This window comes from Streptomyces sp. WG7 (assembly GCF_049975785.1).
Lineage (GTDB): Bacteria > Actinomycetota > Actinomycetes > Streptomycetales > Streptomycetaceae > Streptomyces.
In genome coordinates this window covers 135,785-151,907 of the sequence record NZ_JBNGGE010000007.1, presented here as the reverse complement: position 1 = coordinate 151,907, position 16,123 = coordinate 135,785, and the positions used below count along the sequence as shown (strand labels likewise).

13 protein-coding genes are annotated in these 16,123 nt (G+C 72.2%); 8 read left to right on the top strand and 5 right to left on the bottom strand.

The window, feature by feature from the left end:
- The first annotated feature begins 165 nt into the window (after positions 1-165).
- Positions 166-3,705: a DNA polymerase III subunit alpha gene (dnaE, locus tag ACP4J0_RS10540; protein WP_426598364.1), complete on the top strand. Its 3,540-nt coding sequence runs from the start codon at positions 166-168 to the stop codon at positions 3,703-3,705.
- Between the two features lie 161 nt (positions 3,706-3,866).
- Here dnaE and ACP4J0_RS10535 read toward each other — a convergent pair whose 3' ends face one another.
- Positions 3,867-4,031 (bottom strand): hypothetical protein, encoded by a 165-nt coding sequence (locus ACP4J0_RS10535; RefSeq protein WP_426598363.1) that lies wholly within the window; start codon positions 4,029-4,031, stop codon positions 3,867-3,869.
- 236 nt (positions 4,032-4,267) lie between these two features.
- Here ACP4J0_RS10535 and ACP4J0_RS10530 point away from each other — a divergent pair, with 236 nt between their 5' ends.
- The 4 genes from ACP4J0_RS10530 to ACP4J0_RS10515 all read left to right on the top strand — a co-directional run bounded on the left by ACP4J0_RS10530 (position 4,268) and on the right by ACP4J0_RS10515 (position 8,304).
- Positions 4,268-5,485, top strand: a complete 1,218-nt coding sequence (locus ACP4J0_RS10530) for an NYN domain-containing protein (RefSeq protein ID WP_426598362.1) — start codon at positions 4,268-4,270, stop codon at positions 5,483-5,485.
- Positions 5,486-5,652: 167 nt separating this feature from the next.
- Positions 5,653-6,627: an ABC transporter ATP-binding protein gene (locus tag ACP4J0_RS10525; protein ID WP_426598459.1), complete on the top strand. Its 975-nt coding sequence runs from the start codon at positions 5,653-5,655 to the stop codon at positions 6,625-6,627.
- A 110-nt stretch (positions 6,628-6,737) separates the two neighbouring features.
- Positions 6,738-7,562 carry an ABC transporter permease gene (locus ACP4J0_RS10520; protein WP_426598361.1) on the top strand — a complete coding sequence of 275 codons (825 nt, stop codon included), beginning with the start codon at positions 6,738-6,740 and terminating at the stop codon, positions 7,560-7,562.
- Between the two features lie 34 nt (positions 7,563-7,596).
- Positions 7,597-8,304 carry an AAA family ATPase gene (locus tag ACP4J0_RS10515; RefSeq protein WP_426598360.1) on the top strand — a complete coding sequence of 236 codons (708 nt, stop codon included), beginning with the start codon at positions 7,597-7,599 and terminating at the stop codon, positions 8,302-8,304.
- Between the two features lie 137 nt (positions 8,305-8,441).
- Here the strand turns inward: ACP4J0_RS10515 and ybaK are convergent, their stop codons facing one another.
- The 4 genes from ybaK to ACP4J0_RS10495 form a co-directional block, all read right to left on the bottom strand.
- A complete protein-coding gene (ybaK, locus tag ACP4J0_RS10510; protein ID WP_426598359.1) occupies positions 8,442-8,945 on the bottom strand; it encodes a Cys-tRNA(Pro) deacylase in 504 nt (167 codons plus the stop codon).
- Positions 8,946-8,958: 13 nt separating this feature from the next.
- Positions 8,959-9,699, bottom strand: a complete 741-nt coding sequence (locus tag ACP4J0_RS10505) for an LON peptidase substrate-binding domain-containing protein (protein ID WP_426598358.1) — start codon at positions 9,697-9,699, stop codon at positions 8,959-8,961.
- 11 nt (positions 9,700-9,710) lie between these two features.
- Entirely contained in the window at positions 9,711-10,739 is a 1,029-nt protein-coding gene (locus ACP4J0_RS10500; RefSeq protein ID WP_426598458.1) for a hypothetical protein, read from the bottom strand.
- 582 nt (positions 10,740-11,321) lie between these two features.
- On the bottom strand, positions 11,322-12,899 hold the full coding sequence (locus ACP4J0_RS10495) for an oxidoreductase (protein ID WP_426598357.1): 1,578 nt from the start codon (positions 12,897-12,899) through the stop codon (positions 11,322-11,324).
- 199 nt (positions 12,900-13,098) lie between these two features.
- On the opposite strand from ACP4J0_RS10495, the gene hisD reads away from it, so the two are divergent.
- Genes hisD through hisB form a run of 3 tightly spaced genes read left to right on the top strand, consistent with a single transcriptional unit; the run spans position 13,099 to position 16,123 of the window.
- The gene (gene hisD / locus ACP4J0_RS10490; protein ID WP_426598356.1) at positions 13,099-14,424 is read left to right on the top strand and encodes a histidinol dehydrogenase; all 1,326 of its coding nucleotides are present in this window, start codon (positions 13,099-13,101) and stop codon (positions 14,422-14,424) included.
- Positions 14,421-15,533: a histidinol-phosphate transaminase gene (locus ACP4J0_RS10485; protein ID WP_426598355.1), complete on the top strand. Its 1,113-nt coding sequence runs from the start codon at positions 14,421-14,423 to the stop codon at positions 15,531-15,533. The genes hisD and ACP4J0_RS10485 overlap by 4 nt, the downstream gene beginning before the upstream one ends.
- On the top strand, positions 15,530-16,123 hold the full coding sequence (hisB, locus tag ACP4J0_RS10480; RefSeq protein ID WP_426598354.1) for an imidazoleglycerol-phosphate dehydratase HisB: 594 nt from the start codon (positions 15,530-15,532) through the stop codon (positions 16,121-16,123). The genes ACP4J0_RS10485 and hisB overlap by 4 nt, the downstream gene beginning before the upstream one ends.

Here is a 16,123-nt window from a genome sequence, read left to right as displayed (position 1 = left end):
GAAGGTACGCGGGGATGCCCCCGGAGTGTCAGTGCCGAGGCATAGACTTCGACGCTGACCCCCCGGACTGACCGCCGCCCGCCGCCAGCCCGTCACCCGCCCGTCGCCCGACCACCGCCCCTCGACGAGGCGCTTCGCGCCACAGCCCTGATTTGGAGGCCGAACGTGTCCAAGCCGCCGTTCACGCACCTGCACGTCCACACCCAGTACTCGCTGCTGGACGGTGCCGCGCGGCTGAAGGACATGTTCGACGCCTGCAATGAGATGGGCATGACGCACATCGCCATGTCCGACCACGGCAACCTGCACGGGGCGTACGATTTCTTCCATTCCGCGAAGAAGGCCGGAGTCACCCCGATCATCGGGATCGAGGCGTATGTCGCCCCCGAGTCGCGCCGCAACAAGCGCAAGATCCAGTGGGGCCAGCCGCACCAGAAGCGGGACGACGTCTCCGGTTCGGGCGGTTACACCCACAAGACCATGTGGGCGACCAACAGCACCGGCCTGCACAACCTCTTCCGCCTCTCCTCCGACGCGTACGCCGAGGGCTGGCTGCAGAAGTGGCCCCGGATGGACAAGGAGACCATCTCCCAGTGGTCCGAGGGGATCGTGGCCTCCACCGGCTGCCCCTCCGGCGAGGTGCAGACCCGCCTGCGCCTAGGCCACTTCGACGAGGCCCTGAAGGCGGCCGCCGACTACCAGGACATCTTCGGCAAGGACCGGTACTTCCTGGAGCTGATGGACCACGGCATCGAGATCGAGCACCGGGTCCGCGACGGCCTGCTGGAGATCGGCAAGAAGCTCGGCATCCCGCCGCTGGTGACGAACGACTCGCACTACACCTACGCGCACGAGGCGACCGCCCACGACGCCCTGCTGTGCATCCAGACCGGCAAGAACCTCTCCGACCCGGACCGCTTCCGGTTCGACGGCACCGGCTACTACCTGAAGTCGACGGACGAGATGTACGCCATCGACTCCTCCGACGCCTGGCAGGAGGGCTGCGCCAACACGCGCCTGATCGCCGAGATGATCGACACCACCGGCATGTTCGAGAAGCGCGACCTCATGCCGAAGTTCGACATCCCCGAGGGCTTCACCGAGGTCACCTGGTTCCAGGAGGAGGTCCGCCGGGGCATGGCGCGCCGCTTCCCCGGCGGCGTCCCGGAGGACCGCCAGAAGCAGGCCGAGTACGAGATGGACGTCATCATCCAGATGGGGTTCCCGGGCTACTTCCTCGTGGTCGCCGACTTCATCATGTGGGCGAAGAACCAGGGCATCGCGGTGGGCCCCGGCCGAGGCTCCGCGGCCGGTTCCATCGTGGCGTACGCCATGGGCATCACCGACCTCGACCCGATCCCGCACGGTCTGATCTTCGAGCGGTTCCTCAACCCCGAGCGCGTCTCCATGCCCGACGTCGACATCGACTTCGACGAGCGCCGGCGCGTCGAGGTGATCAGGTACGTGACGGAGAAGTACGGCGCCGACAAGGTCGCCATGATCGGCACGTACGGCAAGATCAAGGCGAAGAACGCCATCAAGGACTCCGCGCGCGTGCTGGGCTACCCGTACGCGATGGGCGACCGGCTCACCAAGGCGATGCCCGCCGACGTCCTCGGCAAGGGCATCGACCTCAACGGCATCACGGACCCCACGCACCCGCGCTACAGCGAGGCCGGCGAGATCCGCTCGATGTACGAGAACGAGCCGGACGTGAAGAAGGTCATCGACACCGCCAAGGGCGTCGAGGGCCTGGTGCGGCAGATGGGCGTGCACGCCGCCGGCGTGATCATGTCCAGCGAGCCCATCGTCGACCACGCCCCCATCTGGGTGCGGCACACCGACGGCGTGACCATCACGCAGTGGGACTACCCGCAGTGCGAGTCGCTCGGCCTGCTGAAGATGGACTTCCTCGGCCTGCGCAACCTCACGATCATGGACGACGCCGTCAAGATGGTGAAGTCCAACAAGGGCATCGACCTCGACCTGCTGTCGCTGCCGCTGGACGACCCCAAGACCTTCGAGCTGCTCCAGCGGGGCGACACGCTCGGCGTTTTCCAGTTCGACGGCGGGCCGATGCGTTCGCTGCTGCGGCTGATGAAGCCCGACAACTTCGAGGACATCTCCGCCGTCTCCGCGCTCTACCGTCCCGGCCCGATGGGCATGGACTCGCACACCAACTACGCGCTGCGCAAGAACGGCCTGCAGGAGATCACGCCGATCCACAAGGAGCTGGAGGAACCCCTCCAGGAGGTGCTGTCCGTCACCTACGGCCTGATCGTCTACCAGGAGCAGGTGCAGAAGGCCGCCCAGATCATCGCGGGCTACTCGCTCGGTGAGGCCGACATCCTCCGCCGCGTGATGGGCAAGAAGAAGCCCGACGAACTGGCGAAGAACTTCGTCCTCTTCCAGGAGGGCGCCCGCAAGAAGGGTTACAGCGACGAGGCCATCCAGGCCCTGTGGGACGTTCTGGTCCCCTTCGCCGGCTACGCCTTCAACAAGGCGCACTCGGCCGCGTACGGACTGGTCTCGTACTGGACCGCGTACCTGAAGGCGAACCACCCCGCCGAGTACATGGCCGGTCTGCTCACCTCGGTCAAGGACGACAAGGACAAGTCGGCCGTCTACCTGAACGAGTGCCGGCGCATGGGCATCAAGGTCCTCCCGCCCAACGTCAACGAGTCCATGTCGAACTTCGCCGCGCAGGGCGACGACGTGATCCTCTTCGGCCTCTCCGCCGTCCGCAACGTCGGCACCAACGTCGTCGAGTCGATCATCAGGTGCCGCAAGGCCAAGGGGAAGTACGCCTCCTTCCCCGACTACCTCGACAAGGTGGAGGCGGTCGTCTGCAACAAGCGGACGACGGAGTCGCTGATCAAGGCCGGCGCCTTCGACGAGATGGGGCACACCCGCAAGGGCCTCACCGCGCAGTACGAGCCGATGATCGACAACGTGGTCGCGGTCAAGCGCAAGGAGGCCGAGGGCCAGTTCGACCTCTTCGGCGGCATGGGCGAGGAGGCGCACGACGAGCCCGGCTTCGGACTCGACGTCGTCTTCGGCGAGGACGAGTGGGACAAGACCTATCTCCTCGCCCAGGAGCGGGAGATGCTCGGTCTCTACGTCTCCGACCACCCGCTCTTCGGCCTGGAGCACGTGCTGTCCGACAAGGCCGACGCGGGTATCTCCCAGCTCACCGGCGGTGACTTCGGCGACGGCGCGGTCGTCACCATCGGCGGCATCATCTCCGGTCTCCAGCGCAAGATGACCAAGCAGGGCAACGCCTGGGCCATCGCCACCGTCGAGGACCTGGCCGGCTCCATCGAGTGCATGTTCTTCCCGGCGACGTACCAGCTGGTGTCCACCCAACTCGTCGAGGACGCGGTGGTGTTCGTCAAGGGGCGGCTGGACAAGCGGGAGGACGTGCCCCGGCTGGTCGCCATGGAGCTGATGGTCCCCGACCTGTCCAACGCGGGCACCAACGCGCCCGTGGTACTCACGATCCCGGCGACCCGGGTCACCCCGCCGATGGTCAGCCGGCTCGGCGAGATCCTGACCCACCACCGGGGCGACAGCGAGGTCCGGATCAAGCTCCAGGGGCCGACGAAGACGACGGTGCTGCGTCTGGACCGGCACCGGGTGAAGCCCGATCCGGCCCTGTTCGGCGACCTGAAGGTGCTGCTCGGGCCGTCCTGCCTGGCGGGCTGAGCGGCCGAGGCGGCCGAAAGGGCTGAGCGGCCGAAGGGGCCGAAGGGGCCGAGCCTCCGAAGTGTCCAGGGCGTCCGAAGCGCCCGACGTGCCCGAGGGGCGCACCCGTTGCCGGGTGCGCCCCTCGGGCATGCGGGGCGCAACGGCCCGTCGTACGGGTGTCAGTTGTGGCCGAAGCGCTTCTGCCGCTTGCGGGAGGCGACGTCGCCGGGCGTCAGCTGCGGGCCGTGCTGCTCCTCGCGGTCCATCACGGGCGTCTCGGCCGCCTTCTGGGTGTGCTGTGACTGAGGCTGCTTACGCTCACGGGTGTTCTTGTTCTTGGCCATGGTGATCTACCTCCTGAGGGGGATCTGGGGGCCAGGTCCGGGATCAGATTCACATAGGCCAACGAAGAACGCATATCGGGCAATTACCATCCGTGATGTGGACCGCCGAGGCGCGAGGTCGAACGGCTCGCGCGGAAACGCCACGCCGAAGATCGAGTTCGGGCCGTTAACCTCCGCGTGGTCGGGCAGACTCGAAGGAAGCCCGAAGCAAACCTCCCGGAAAGAGGGTGGATCGCGTGGACCGCTGCATCGTCCTGGTGGACGCCGGGTATCTGCTGGGGGCCGCCGCCAGTCTCCTCGCCGGAGAGCCCTCGCGCTCGCGCATCACCGTCGATCACGCCGCCCTCATCCAGGGGCTCCGCGATCGCGCCGAGTCCGACACGCAGCAGCCCCTGCTGCGCATCTACTGGTTCGACGGCGCCCCCGACCGCGTCCCCCAGCCCGAACACCGCCGGCTGCGCGTGATGCCCCGGGTCACCGTCCGGCTCGGCGCCCTCACCCGCAGCGACGGCCGCTGGGCGCAGAAGGGCGTGGACGCCGCCATGCACGCCGAGCTGACCGAGCTGGCCCGCAACCGCGCCTGCTCCGACGTCGTCCTGGTGACCGGCGACGGCGACCTGCTGCCCGGCATGATGGCCGCCAAGGAGCACGGCGTCGCCGTCCACCTGTGGGCCGTACAGGCCGCCGACGGCGACTACAACCAGTCCGAGGACCTGGTCGCCGAGGCCGACGAGCGACGCGTGCTGGACCGTACGTGGATCACCAAGGCCGTACGCGCCAAGGAACTCGGCGGGATCTGCGCGCCGCCGCCCGTGCCCCGCCCCGAGATCGCCGCGATCCTCTCCGCACCGCTGCCCGAGTCCGCCCTCTCCGCGGCCGCCGAACGGCCCGCCGAGGAACCGGAGCACCCCACCGCGACCGGCGCCGCCGCCCGCAACGGCACCGCGGAGCGCGTGGCACCCGCCAAAGGCGTCCCCACCCCCAAGGACCTCGCCGCGCTGCGCGCCCCCGGCCCCCACCCCGCCCCGCACCCCCCGACCGCCACCCTGCGCTGGTCCTCGGACAAGGGATGGGTCGACCGGTCCGCCGCCGATCCGTCCGAGGCCGTCTCGATGCCGACGCTGGCCCAGCTCACCACGGCCGAGCAGCGCTGGGCCGACCGCGAGGAGGACATCACCACGGTCGGCGGCGACCCGTACGAGGTCGGGCAGGTCTTCGCCCGCCGCTGGCTGGAGCGCCTCGGCGACCACGGACACCTGCAGAAGCTCTCCGGTATGTACCCCCGCATCCCGCACCGCGTCGACGGGGAACTGCTGCGCTACGCGGCCCGCTTCGGGCTGCTGGCCCACAAGGACGACCAGATCGACGAGCACGACCGGTACGCGATCCGGGCCGGGTTCTGGCGGGAGGTCGACGTCCGGACGGCGACCGAGCGCACCCCCGCGGCGGAGTGAGGCACTCCGGCCCTCTTCCGGGTTCCTCCCGCCGGCTCCTCCCGGGTCCCCCCGGCCGAATCGACACTTATGGGCGGACCCGAGGGCGGGGCTGAGGGACGGACCCCGTAGTCTCGTCCCTTGTGAGTACGCGCGCGGCACAGGCACTTCGACCCGGCGGCGATGCCGTGTGCGTGGTGCGCGGGCTGACCAAGACCTATCCGCCGGTACGCGGCCGGCGCGGCGTTCCCGCGACCGACGAGGTGCGGGCCACCGACGACGTGACCCTGGAGATCCGCCGCGGTGAGATCTTCGGACTGCTCGGGCCGAACGGTGCCGGCAAGTCCACCCTCGTACGCCAGCTCACCGGGCTGATGCGGCCCGACGCGGGCAGCGTGGAGATCCTCGGGCACGACATCGTCCGCCACCCGGAGCGGGCCGCGCGGATCCTCGCCTACCTCGGGCAGGAGTCCAGTGCCCTGGACGAGCTGACCGTGTCGCTCGCCGCCGAGACCACCGGACGGCTGCGCGGCCTGGAGGTGCGGCAGGCGCGCGCCGAGCGGGACGCCGTCCTCGACGAGCTGGGCCTGACGCCGCTCGCCGCCCGCCCGATCAAGAAGCTCTCCGGCGGGCAGCGCCGCCTGGCCTGCTTCGCCGCCGCTCTGGTGGGGGAGCGCTCGCTGCTCGTCCTGGACGAGCCGACCACCGGCATGGACCCGGTGGCCCGGCGCGCGGTGTGGGGGGCCGTCGACCGGCGGCGCGCCGAGCGCGGCACCACCGTGCTGCTCGTCACCCACAACGTCATCGAGGCCGAGACCGTCCTCGACCGGGTCGCCGTCCTCGACCGGGGGCGCGTCATCGCCTGCGACACGCCCTCCGGACTCAAGGAGAAGGTCGCCGGCGAGGTCCGCGTCGACCTGGTGTGGCGCGAGAGCGCACCGCTGCACGTGCCGGAGGTCGCCGCCCTGCGCGACCGCGCCGCCGAGTCGGGACGCCGCTGGACGCTGCGGCTCGCCCCCGAGGAGGCCCGCGCGGTCGTCGCCACCGTCACCGGCGGCGCCGCCTTCGCCGCCCTGGACGACTTCACACTCGCCACGCCCAGCCTGGAGGACGTGTACCTGGCGCTGGGCGGCGCCGCGCGGCAGGGGCTGGTGAGGGCTTGAGCACCCGAACGGTGAGCACACCGGCCGCCGCGTCCGTACCCGTCAGGGCGACCGCTTCGAAGGACAGCGACCGAAGCCTCGAACGACCCAACGAAGGGGAGCAGCGCGACGTGAGTGTCGTACCCGCCGATGTCCTGCCGGGCGGTGCCCTGGCCGCCGACGAGCAGGGCGCCGCCGGCGCGGCCGAGCTCGGCCCCAAGGCACGGCTGTGGCCCTCCCTGGTGGCCGTCTACCGGGCGCAGCTGTCCCGGGCGCGGGTCGCGCGCATCCCGCTGCTGTTCGTGGCCACCTTCCAGTCGATCGGCATCATGATCCTGATGCGCGGGGTCGTGGACGGCGGTGGCGAGGCACAGGCCGTGGTCGCCGGGTCGGCGGTGCTGGTCGTGGCCTTCGTCGCGCTGAACCTCCTCGCCCAGTACTTCGGCCAGCTGCGCGCCAGCGGCGGCCTCGACCACTACGCGACGCTGCCCGTGCCCCCGGCCGCCGTCGTGCTGGGCGCGGCGGGCGCGTACGCGTCCTTCACCGTGCCGGGGACCGTGGTGACGGCGGTGTTCGGATGCCTGCTGTTCGGGCTGCCGATGACGCACCTGTGGGTGCTGGTGGCGGTGATCCCGCTGGCGGGCGCCGCGCTGGCCGGGCTGGGCGCGGCCCTGGGACTGCTCGCGCCCCGGCCGGAGCTCGCCACCCTCCTCGGCCAGCTGGGCATGTCCGCGGCGCTGCTGCTGGGCGTGCTGCCGGCCGAGCGGATGCCCGAGGTGGTCCGCCTGGCCCGGGACCTGCTGCCCTCCACGTACGGCGTGGAGGCCTTCGCGCGCACCTTCGGGGAACGGCCCGACTGGGCCTTCGTCCTCGGGGACCTCGCGGTGTGCGCCGTGGTCGGCGTGATCTCGCTGGCCGTCGCGACCTGGGCGTACCGCCGGGCCGCCGTCCGGTGACGCGCCGCACAGGCGGGTTTGGCACGATGGCGGGGTGACCGCACCTCTTACTCCGCCACCGCCACCGAACGAACACTCGTCGTATCAGGGCGGGCCGGTGCCGCCGCCCGTCGGTGCGCACGCGCTGGGCACCGGGTCCGGCGCCACGCGCGACCACCACGGCGAACAGGACGGCCCCGGGATGTTGACCGAAGTGCGTCAGGCGGCCGTGACCGTGGCGGCGGTGGCGCTCTCCGGCGCGCTGCTGGGGGTGCTGTGGTGGCAGCTGGCACCGAGCGTGCCGCTGGTCGGCGGCGTGCTGGGTGACAGCTGGGCGGTCGTCCCCGAAAACCCCGAGGGCGAGCGGGTGGTCGGCGTGGACGGCGTGTTCACGCTGCTCGCGCTGGCGTTCGGCGCGCTCAGCGCGGTGGTCGTCTTCCTGCTGCGGCGGCGCGGGGGCGTACCGCTGGTGGTGGCGCTGGGCGTCGGCGGGCTGCTCGGGTCGCTGCTGGCGTGGCGGGTCGGGGTGTGGCTGGGGCCCACCCAGGACGTGATCGCCCACGCGAAGGACGTGGGCCAGGGGGTGACGTTCTCCGCACCGATGGAGCTGGGCGCGAAGGGTGCGCTGCTGGTGTGGTCGGTGACGGCGCTGGCGGTGCATCTGGGACTGACGGGGCTGTTCGGGCCCAGGGATCCGGAGCCGGACCCCTGGCCGGAGTCGCGGCGGTATCCGCCGGGGCCGATGGGGGAGAAGTCGGCGTAGGCCCCCGCTGGGCGGGGCGGTGGCGGCCGTGGTTCGCCCTGCGCTTTTCGACGCGCCACCTGCGTTTGCGGGTCCTTCTGCGACATGTCCTGCCTGATCAGCCGGGAACCGGGCGTCCGCCGAGCGGATGCGCGGGACTACGCGCGTCCGATCGGGGCGAGGACCGCTTCCGTCAGCCTGGCCAGGTCGTCGGGGGCGAGTTCGACCTCCAGGCCGCGGCGGCCCGCCGAGACGCAGATCGTGGCGTGGCCCGAGGCGGACGCGTCCAGGACCGTCGGGAGCCTCTTGCGCTGCCCCAGCGGGGAGATGCCGCCCCGCACATAGCCCGTGGTGCGCTCGGCCAGGGCCGGGTCGGCCATCGCCGCGCGCTTGCCGCCCACCGCGGCCGCCAGCGCCTTCAGGTCCAGCTGGCCGGCCACCGGCACCACGGCGACCGTCAGCGCGCCGTCGACGTCCGCCACCAGCGTCTTGAAGACCCGCTCCGGCGAGACGCCCATCGCCTCGGCCGCCTCCTCGCCGTAGGACGGGTGGGCGGGATCGTGCTCGTACGCGTGGACCGTGTAGGCCGCTCCGGCCGCCGCGAGCGCCACCGTCGCGGGGGTGCCGCCGGACTGCTGCTGTTTCTTCGGCTTCTTCGCCATCCGGGCCAGTACCTCAGTTGAGACTCGTGGGACCGCGCGTCAGGTCCGACGCCGGCAACGACGGCAGCGTACGGATGACGGCCGTCTCGGAGCGAAGGAGTTTCAGCTCGTCCCTCAGACGGGAGGCGGTGTCCGGGGCCTGGAGCAGACGCTGCTTGGTCGGCGTGTCGAGCACCATCGCGGCGGCGACCAGGTAGGAGACCACACCCGGTTCGTCCGGGAGTTCGGCGCCGGTCGCCAGCGACCGTTCGCGGGCCCCCGCCAGCCGCTTCTGGTACTGCCGGAAGGACCGCAGCACCCCTTCGGCCAGCGCCCCCGCCTCGTCACCGGCCTCCTCGGCCAGCGGCTCCAGCTCGGCCGTCAGGAACGGGCCCGAGGCGTCCACCGAGAGCAGCCGCACCCGGTTCGTACCGGTCGCCAGCACCTCGAAGGTGCCGTCGGCGCGCTCCCGGATCGTCGCCGCGTCCGCGACGCAGCCCACCTTGTGGAACGCCTTGACCGGGTCGGGCCCGAACCCGGCCTCCGGTCCGCGCTCGAGCGTCGTCGTCGGATCGGGCAGGCCGGGAGCGCTCCGGGCCACCTCGTGGCCGTCGCGGATCGCCACGACGGCGAACCGGCGCGGTTCGTCCTCGGGAGTCTTCAGCAATTCGCGCATCATGGCGCGATAGCGCTCCTCGAAGACGTTGAGCGGGAGCACCAGCCCCGGGAACAGGACCGAGTTCAAGGGGAAGAGGGGGAGCCGGACGGTGGTCACGACGCAGAAGCCTAATGGTCGCCGGGGCGGACGCGACCGCCGTGCCCACTTCGCGGCCGACCGGGCCCCGTCGTCCCGGGTGTGCGGGCCACCGCCGCACGGACGTCGTCGCGCACCTGGAGAAAGCGGCCGAGCGGGTCGTCCGCGTCCCGGTCCCAGGGGAAGGACGTGACGTACGGGCCGGTCAGACGCAGTTGCTCCGCCGCGTCCTGGTGGCGCTCCAGGCGCAGCAGGACGTACGTCAGGAGGTTCCGCAGCTCCGCCGGCCACGGGTCGGCCGCCGGGTGGGCGGCCGAGAGGGCGATCGCGTGGTCGGCCGCCGCGTCCAGGCGGGCCCGGGGTACGCCGGCCGCGTCGCTGCCCCCGCCGCCGGCGGTCAGGCAGGCGAAGGCCGCCCTGAGCGGCAGCGCGCGTACGAGCGCGTCCTCGGGCGCGTCCTGCGCGGCCGTCTCGGCGAAGTCCAGGCACTCGTGATGCGTGCCGGGCGAGAAGGCGGCCAGGTACTCCAGGGCGGCGACATGGCAGCCGTAGTGGTGCGGGGAGCGGCGGACCGCCTCGGCCCACAGCCGCTCGAACTCGGCGTGCCCGGCGTGTGCGCCCCGAGCGGTGTCCAGGGCGGTCCGCCACGGCACCGGGTCGCCTCCGGCGGCCTCGGCGGCGGCCGTGACGGCGGGGGCGACCTGGCGCAGGAGTTCCGTGCGGGCCGGCGAGTCCCAGTGGCGGTCCACCGTCAGCCGGGCGTCGACCAGCAGGGCGTCGGGGTCACCGGGGGCGGTGGCGCGCCAGTCGTCGAGCCACTCGGAGCGTGAGCGGGCGAAGGCGGCCAGCCGGGTCGCGTAGCGGTCGCGGTGCTCCCACTCGGCGTTCTCGCGGGTGCGGGCGAGGAGGCCGGCCGCGGGGGTGTACTCGCCGCGGGCCGCCGCGACGAGGACGGGGGCGAGGTGGTCGTCGGGGGCGTCGAGGAGCACGTCGTCGTCTGGGACGAGCCGTGACGTCCGGGGGCGGGCCCGGGCCGCCGTCCGGAGGAACGCGCGCAGCATGGCCAGTACGACGGCCGACGGTTCGCGATGGTTGTGCGGTTCGGCTGTGGCTTCGGCCGTTCGTGTTCCCACCCGCACCACCCGTGCGGGTCTCGCCGTCGGGGCGGGCGGCCGCGACGGGGCGTTCCGGCTGTCGGTGCTGTCGGTGCTGTCGGTGGCTCTATCGGTGGCTGTCGGTCGTGGGCGGTCGCGGGCGGCCCGGAGGGCGTTCGCGGAGTCGTCGGCCGGGGCGGAAGCCCTACGTCCGCCGGGCGCGGGCGTTCTGCGTCGGGCTCCGGGACGCGGGGCCGCCTCGGCGGCGGATGCCGCCCCCCCCCACGACGGGTGAGCCGCGTTCCGCTGCGCGAGGCGGCGCCTTCCGCGCGAGGCGGCGCCTTCCGCGCCGGGAAGGCGGTCAGGTCTGCGTGGGGAACGAGGTCCCAGTTCCGGCCGGGTACGCGGTCAGGTCCGCGCGGGGAACGAGGTCCCAGTTCCGGCTGGGTACGCGGTCAGGTCCGCGTGGGGAACGAGGTCCCAGTTCCGGCCGGGTACGCGATCAGTTCCGCGTGGGGAACGAGGTCCCAGTTCCGGCCGGGTACGCGATCAGTTCCGGCGGAGCAGCCGCGTCGCTCCCGCCGCGACCGTGGTCGCCAGGATCCAGCCCAGCAGGATCAGGGCCGTCGCCAGCCACTGCCAGCCGTCGCGCAGTTGCCAGGAGCCGGCCTGGCCCAGGTCGATGACCGGCAGCAGCAGATCGAGAGCGAAGAGGGCGGGGTTCCAGTCCGGATGCTCGCCGCTCTTCAGCGGCGGCGGGTCGGCGCGCGCGAAGGCGAACGAGCCGGTCGCCCACAGCACCGCCATCCACACCGCGGCCCGGCCCGGCCGGTAGCCGTAGGCGACCGTCCAGTCCTGCGCGTATCCCACCAGTTTCGCGGCTATGGGCAGGCTCTCGCGGCGCCGTCGGTGCTTGGCGAGCAGCACCTCGCGGGCGTCCTCGTCCTCGCCGCCGGCCCGCAGTACCGCGGCGAGGCGCTCGTACGGCTCCGGGTGGTACTCGGCGGTCGCGGCGCCCACCCAGCGCAGCCGCTTCGCCAGCGGGAACGGCCCCCGCGGCACCAGGTTCTCGTAGGCGAAGCCGCCCATGTGCAGCCGGCCCGGCCCCGGCCAGCTGTCCGCCCGGTCCATCAGGTTGACCACCCGCGCCCCCGACAGCACCACCCGGCCGCGCGCCGGCCGCTCGCCGAGGAACCGCAGCTCGGGCGTCTGCACCCGGCGCAGCGACAGCTCCTGCTCGTCGGTGAAGGTGAACCGGGCGTGCTCGAAGTCGACGGCGTCGCCGAACCGCCCGTCGTCCAGCCGCACCCCGCCCTCGCACTCGAACCGCTGTATCCGCGTCCCCTGCGCCGGAGTCGTGCCCCGCAGCAGCGGGCTGCCGAGCCCGGCCGGGGTCAGGTACAGCGTGCGCTCCACCGTCAGCTGCGGGGCGTTCAGCGCGTGCCGCGTGTACGGGTTGAGGAGCCGGGCGCCGCGCAGGCTCAGCGAGACGCCGACCTGGGCGCTGCGCAGACTCACCTCGCCGTACGACTCCAGCATCTCGGCCTGGAGGTCCTGCCCGACGCTCAGGCCGTCCGCGGCGATCGAGCGGCCACTGCGGTCCCGGTGCACGATCGCCTGGTTGAGCAGCAGGTCGGTGCCTATCTGCGCGTCGGTGAGCCGGATGCCGGCCCGGAACCGGCAGCGCGGCAGGTGCAGGTCGCCCTCGGTCTGCAGCCGGGCCGCCTCCAGCCGCGGCACCGCGCAGTCCACCAGCCGTACGGTCGTGAAACGGGTCTCCGGCAGCAGGACCTCCCGCTCGAACCGGCAGCGCCGCAGCTCGACGTAGGGCACCACCGTGCCGCCCGCGAGGTCCATCGTGTCGCTGATCCGCACGCCCACGAGCTGCAGGGAGGACACCCGGCCCGCGAGCGCGGGCGGACCGTCGAGAAGCAGCCAGCACACGATGCGGGCCCGCACGGTCCGCTCGGGCCCCCACGGATGCCCGCCGTGCGGGTCGTCGGCGAACGCGTCGCCGCTGCTCAGGTCGTACACGCTGCCGTTGCGGAAGGCCTGCCACATGCCGGCCTCGGTGGCCGTCAGGTCGTCCGGCAGCTCTCCGTCACGGTGGCCGGCCCCCTCGGTCACGGCGCTTCACTCCCTCCCCAGCTACTCGTCGGTCACACACTGTTCGTACAACCGTTCATGCCCACTGAGTGACCCTTTGAACACTCATGGTGAGCACGAACTGCGCGGAGGCCTCGCACGGCCCGGCGGCCGTCGCGTTCTGTATCAGCCATTGATACGCGCGGACCGTGCCCGACGCGGGTCTGAGAGAATTGGTTCCGTGATCTCCCGAATCGATCTGCGCGGCGACGCCCTCCCCGAGGGCCCCGCCCTGCGCGACCTGCTGCCCCGAGCCGACTTCGACGTCTCGGCCGCCCTGGAGAAGGTGCGTCCGATCTGCGAGGACGTGCATCATCGGGGCGACGCGGCGCTGATCGACTTCGCCGAGCGGTTCGACGGCGTGCGGCTGGACCGGGTGCGGGTGCCCGCCGAGGCGCTCGCCCGTGCCCTGGAAGGGCTGGACCCGGCCGTGCGCGCGGCCCTGGAGGAGTCCGTCCGCCGCGCCCGCCTCGTCCACCGCGCCCAGCGCCGGTCCACGCACACCACCCAGGTCGTGCCCGGCGGCACGGTCACCGAGAAGTGGGTGCCGGTGGACCGCGTGGGCCTGTACGCGCCCGGCGGACGCTCGGTCTACCCGTCCTCGGTGATCATGAACGTGGTGCCGGCGCAGGAAGCCGGCGTCCCGTCGATCGCGCTCGCCTCTCCCGCCCAGGCCGAGTTCGACGGCCTGCCCCACCCGACCATCCTCGCCGCCTGCGCCCTGCTCGGCGTCGACGAGGTGTACGCGGCCGGCGGCGCCACCGCCGTCGCGATGTTCGCGTACGGCACGGAGTCCTGCCCGCCGGCGAACATGGTCACCGGCCCCGGCAACATCTGGGTCGCCGCCGCCAAGCGCTACTTCACCGGGAAGATCGGCATCGACGCGGAGGCCGGTCCCACCGAGATCGCCGTCCTCGCCGACGCCACCGCCGACCCGGCGCACGTCGCCGCCGACCTGATCAGCCAGGCCGAGCACGACCCGCTCGCGGCGGCCGTCCTGGTCACCGACTCCGCCGAACTGGCCGACGCGGTGGAGCGGGAACTGGAGCCGCAGGTCGCCGCGACCAAGCACATCGAGGACCGGATCGTCCCCGCGCTCAAGGGCGAGCAGTCCGCCATCGTCCTGGTCGACAGCGTCGACGCGGGGCTGAAGGTCGTCGACGCGTACGGTGCCGAGCACCTGGAGATCCAGACCGCCGACGCCACCGAGGTGGCCGGCCGGGTGCGCAACGCGGGCGCGATCTTCGTCGGCCCCTGGGCGCCCGTCTCGCTCGGCGACTACGCCGCCGGGTCCAACCACGTCCTGCCCACCGGCGGCTGCGCCTGCCACTCCTCCGGCCTGTCCGTGCAGTCCTTCCTGCGCGGCATCCACATCGTCGACTACACGCGCGACGCGCTGGCCGAGGTCGCGCACCACGTGGTGACGCTGGCGGAGGCGGAGGACCTGCCCGCGCACGGCGCGGCGGTCAAGGCGAGGTTCGACTGGAAGGTTCCCGAGGGCAAGTGAGCGACATCCGCATCGACGATCTTCCCGTGCGGGACGAGCTGCGCGGCAAGTCCCCCTACGGCGCGCCCCAGCTCGACGTCCCCGTACGGCTGAACACCAACGAGAACCCGTACCCGCTCCCCGAGGAGCTGGTCGACCGCATCACCGAGCGGGTCCGCGAGGCCGCCCGGAACCTCAACCGCTACCCGGACCGGGACGCGGTCGAGCTGCGCACCAGGCTCGCCGAGTACCTGACCGGGACGTCCGGGCACCGCGTCGGCGTCGAGAACGTGTGGGCGGCCAACGGCTCCAACGAGGTCATCCAGCAGCTCCTGCAGACCTTCGGCGGCCCCGGCCGCACCGCCATCGGCTTCGAGCCGTCGTACTCGATGCACGGCCTGATCGCCCGCGGCACCGGCACCGGCTGGATCTCCGGGCCCCGTCACGACGACTTCACCATCGACCTCGCGGCGGCCGAGAAGGCCATCGCCGAGCACCGCCCCGACGTCGTGTTCATCACCACCCCCAACAACCCCACCGGCACCGCCGTCCCGCCGGAGACCGTCCACGCCCTGTACGAAGCGGCCCAGGCGGCGGGGCCGTCCATGGTGGTCCTGGACGAGGCGTACATCGAGTTCAGCCACGGCGACTCCCTGCTGTCGCTGCTCGACGGCCGCCCCCACCTCGTGGTCTCCCGCACCATGTCCAAGGCGTTCGGCGCGGCCGGACTGCGCCTGGGCTACCTCGCCGCCGACCCGGCCGTCGTCGACGCCGTCCAGCTCGTCCGGCTGCCGTACCACCTCTCCGCCGTCACCCAGGCGACCGCGCTGGCCGCCCTGGAGCACACGGACACGCTGCTGAAGTACGTCGAGCAGCTGAAGACCGAACGGGACCGGCTGGTCGCCGAACTGGTCGCGACCGGCTACGAGGTGACCGAGTCGGACGCGAACTTCGTCCAGTTCGGACGGTTCGCGGACGCCCACGAGGTCTGGCGGAAGATCCTCGACCGGGGCGTCCTGGTCCGGGACAACGGCGTGCCGGGATGGCTGCGGGTCACCGCGGGGACCCCGGCCGAGAACGACGCGTTCCTCGACGCGGTACGTGAACTGAAGAAGGAGCAGAGCGCATGAGCCGCGTAGGACGCGTGGAACGCACCACCAAGGAGACCTCGGTCCTCGTCGAGATCGACCTCGACGGCACCGGCAAGACCGACATCGCCACCGGCGTCGGCTTCTACGACCACATGCTCGACCAGCTCGGCCGGCACGGTCTGTTCGACCTGACCGTGAAGACCGACGGCGACCTGCACATCGACTCCCACCACACCATCGAGGACACCGCCCTCGCGCTGGGCGCCGCGTTCAAGCAGGCCCTCGGCGACAAGGTGGGCATCTACCGCTTCGGCAACTGCACGGTCCCGCTGGACGAGTCCCTCGCCCAGGTCACCGTCGACCTGTCCGGCCGCCCCTACCTCGTGCACACCGAGCCCGAGAAGATGGCGCCGATGATCGGCGAGTACGACGTGACGATGACCCGGCACATCCTGGAGTCCTTCGTCGCCCAGGCGCAGATCGCGCTGCACGTGCACGTCCCGTACGGGCGCAACGCGCACCACATCGTGGAGTGCCAGTTCAAGGCGCTGGCCCGCGCCCTGCGCTACGCCTCCGAGCGCGACCCGCGCGCGGCCGGCATCCTGCCCTCCACGAAGGGCGCGCTGTAA

What these genes read in the sequence shown, in the direction of transcription:
- ACP4J0_RS10535 (WP_426598363.1), bottom strand. Translation starts at nt 4,031, where the DNA reads ATGGCCAAGAACAAGAACACCCGTGAGCGTAAGCAGCCTCAGTCACAG.
- ybaK (WP_426598359.1), bottom strand. Translation starts at nt 8,945, where the DNA reads ATGGCGAAGAAGCCGAAGAAACAGCAGCAGTCCGGCGGCACCCCCGCG.
- ACP4J0_RS10500 (WP_426598458.1), bottom strand. Translation starts at nt 10,739, where the DNA reads ATGCTGCGCGCGTTCCTCCGGACGGCGGCCCGGGCCCGCCCCCGGACG.
- hisB (WP_426598354.1), top strand. Translation starts at nt 15,530, where the DNA reads ATGAGCCGCGTAGGACGCGTGGAACGCACCACCAAGGAGACCTCGGTC.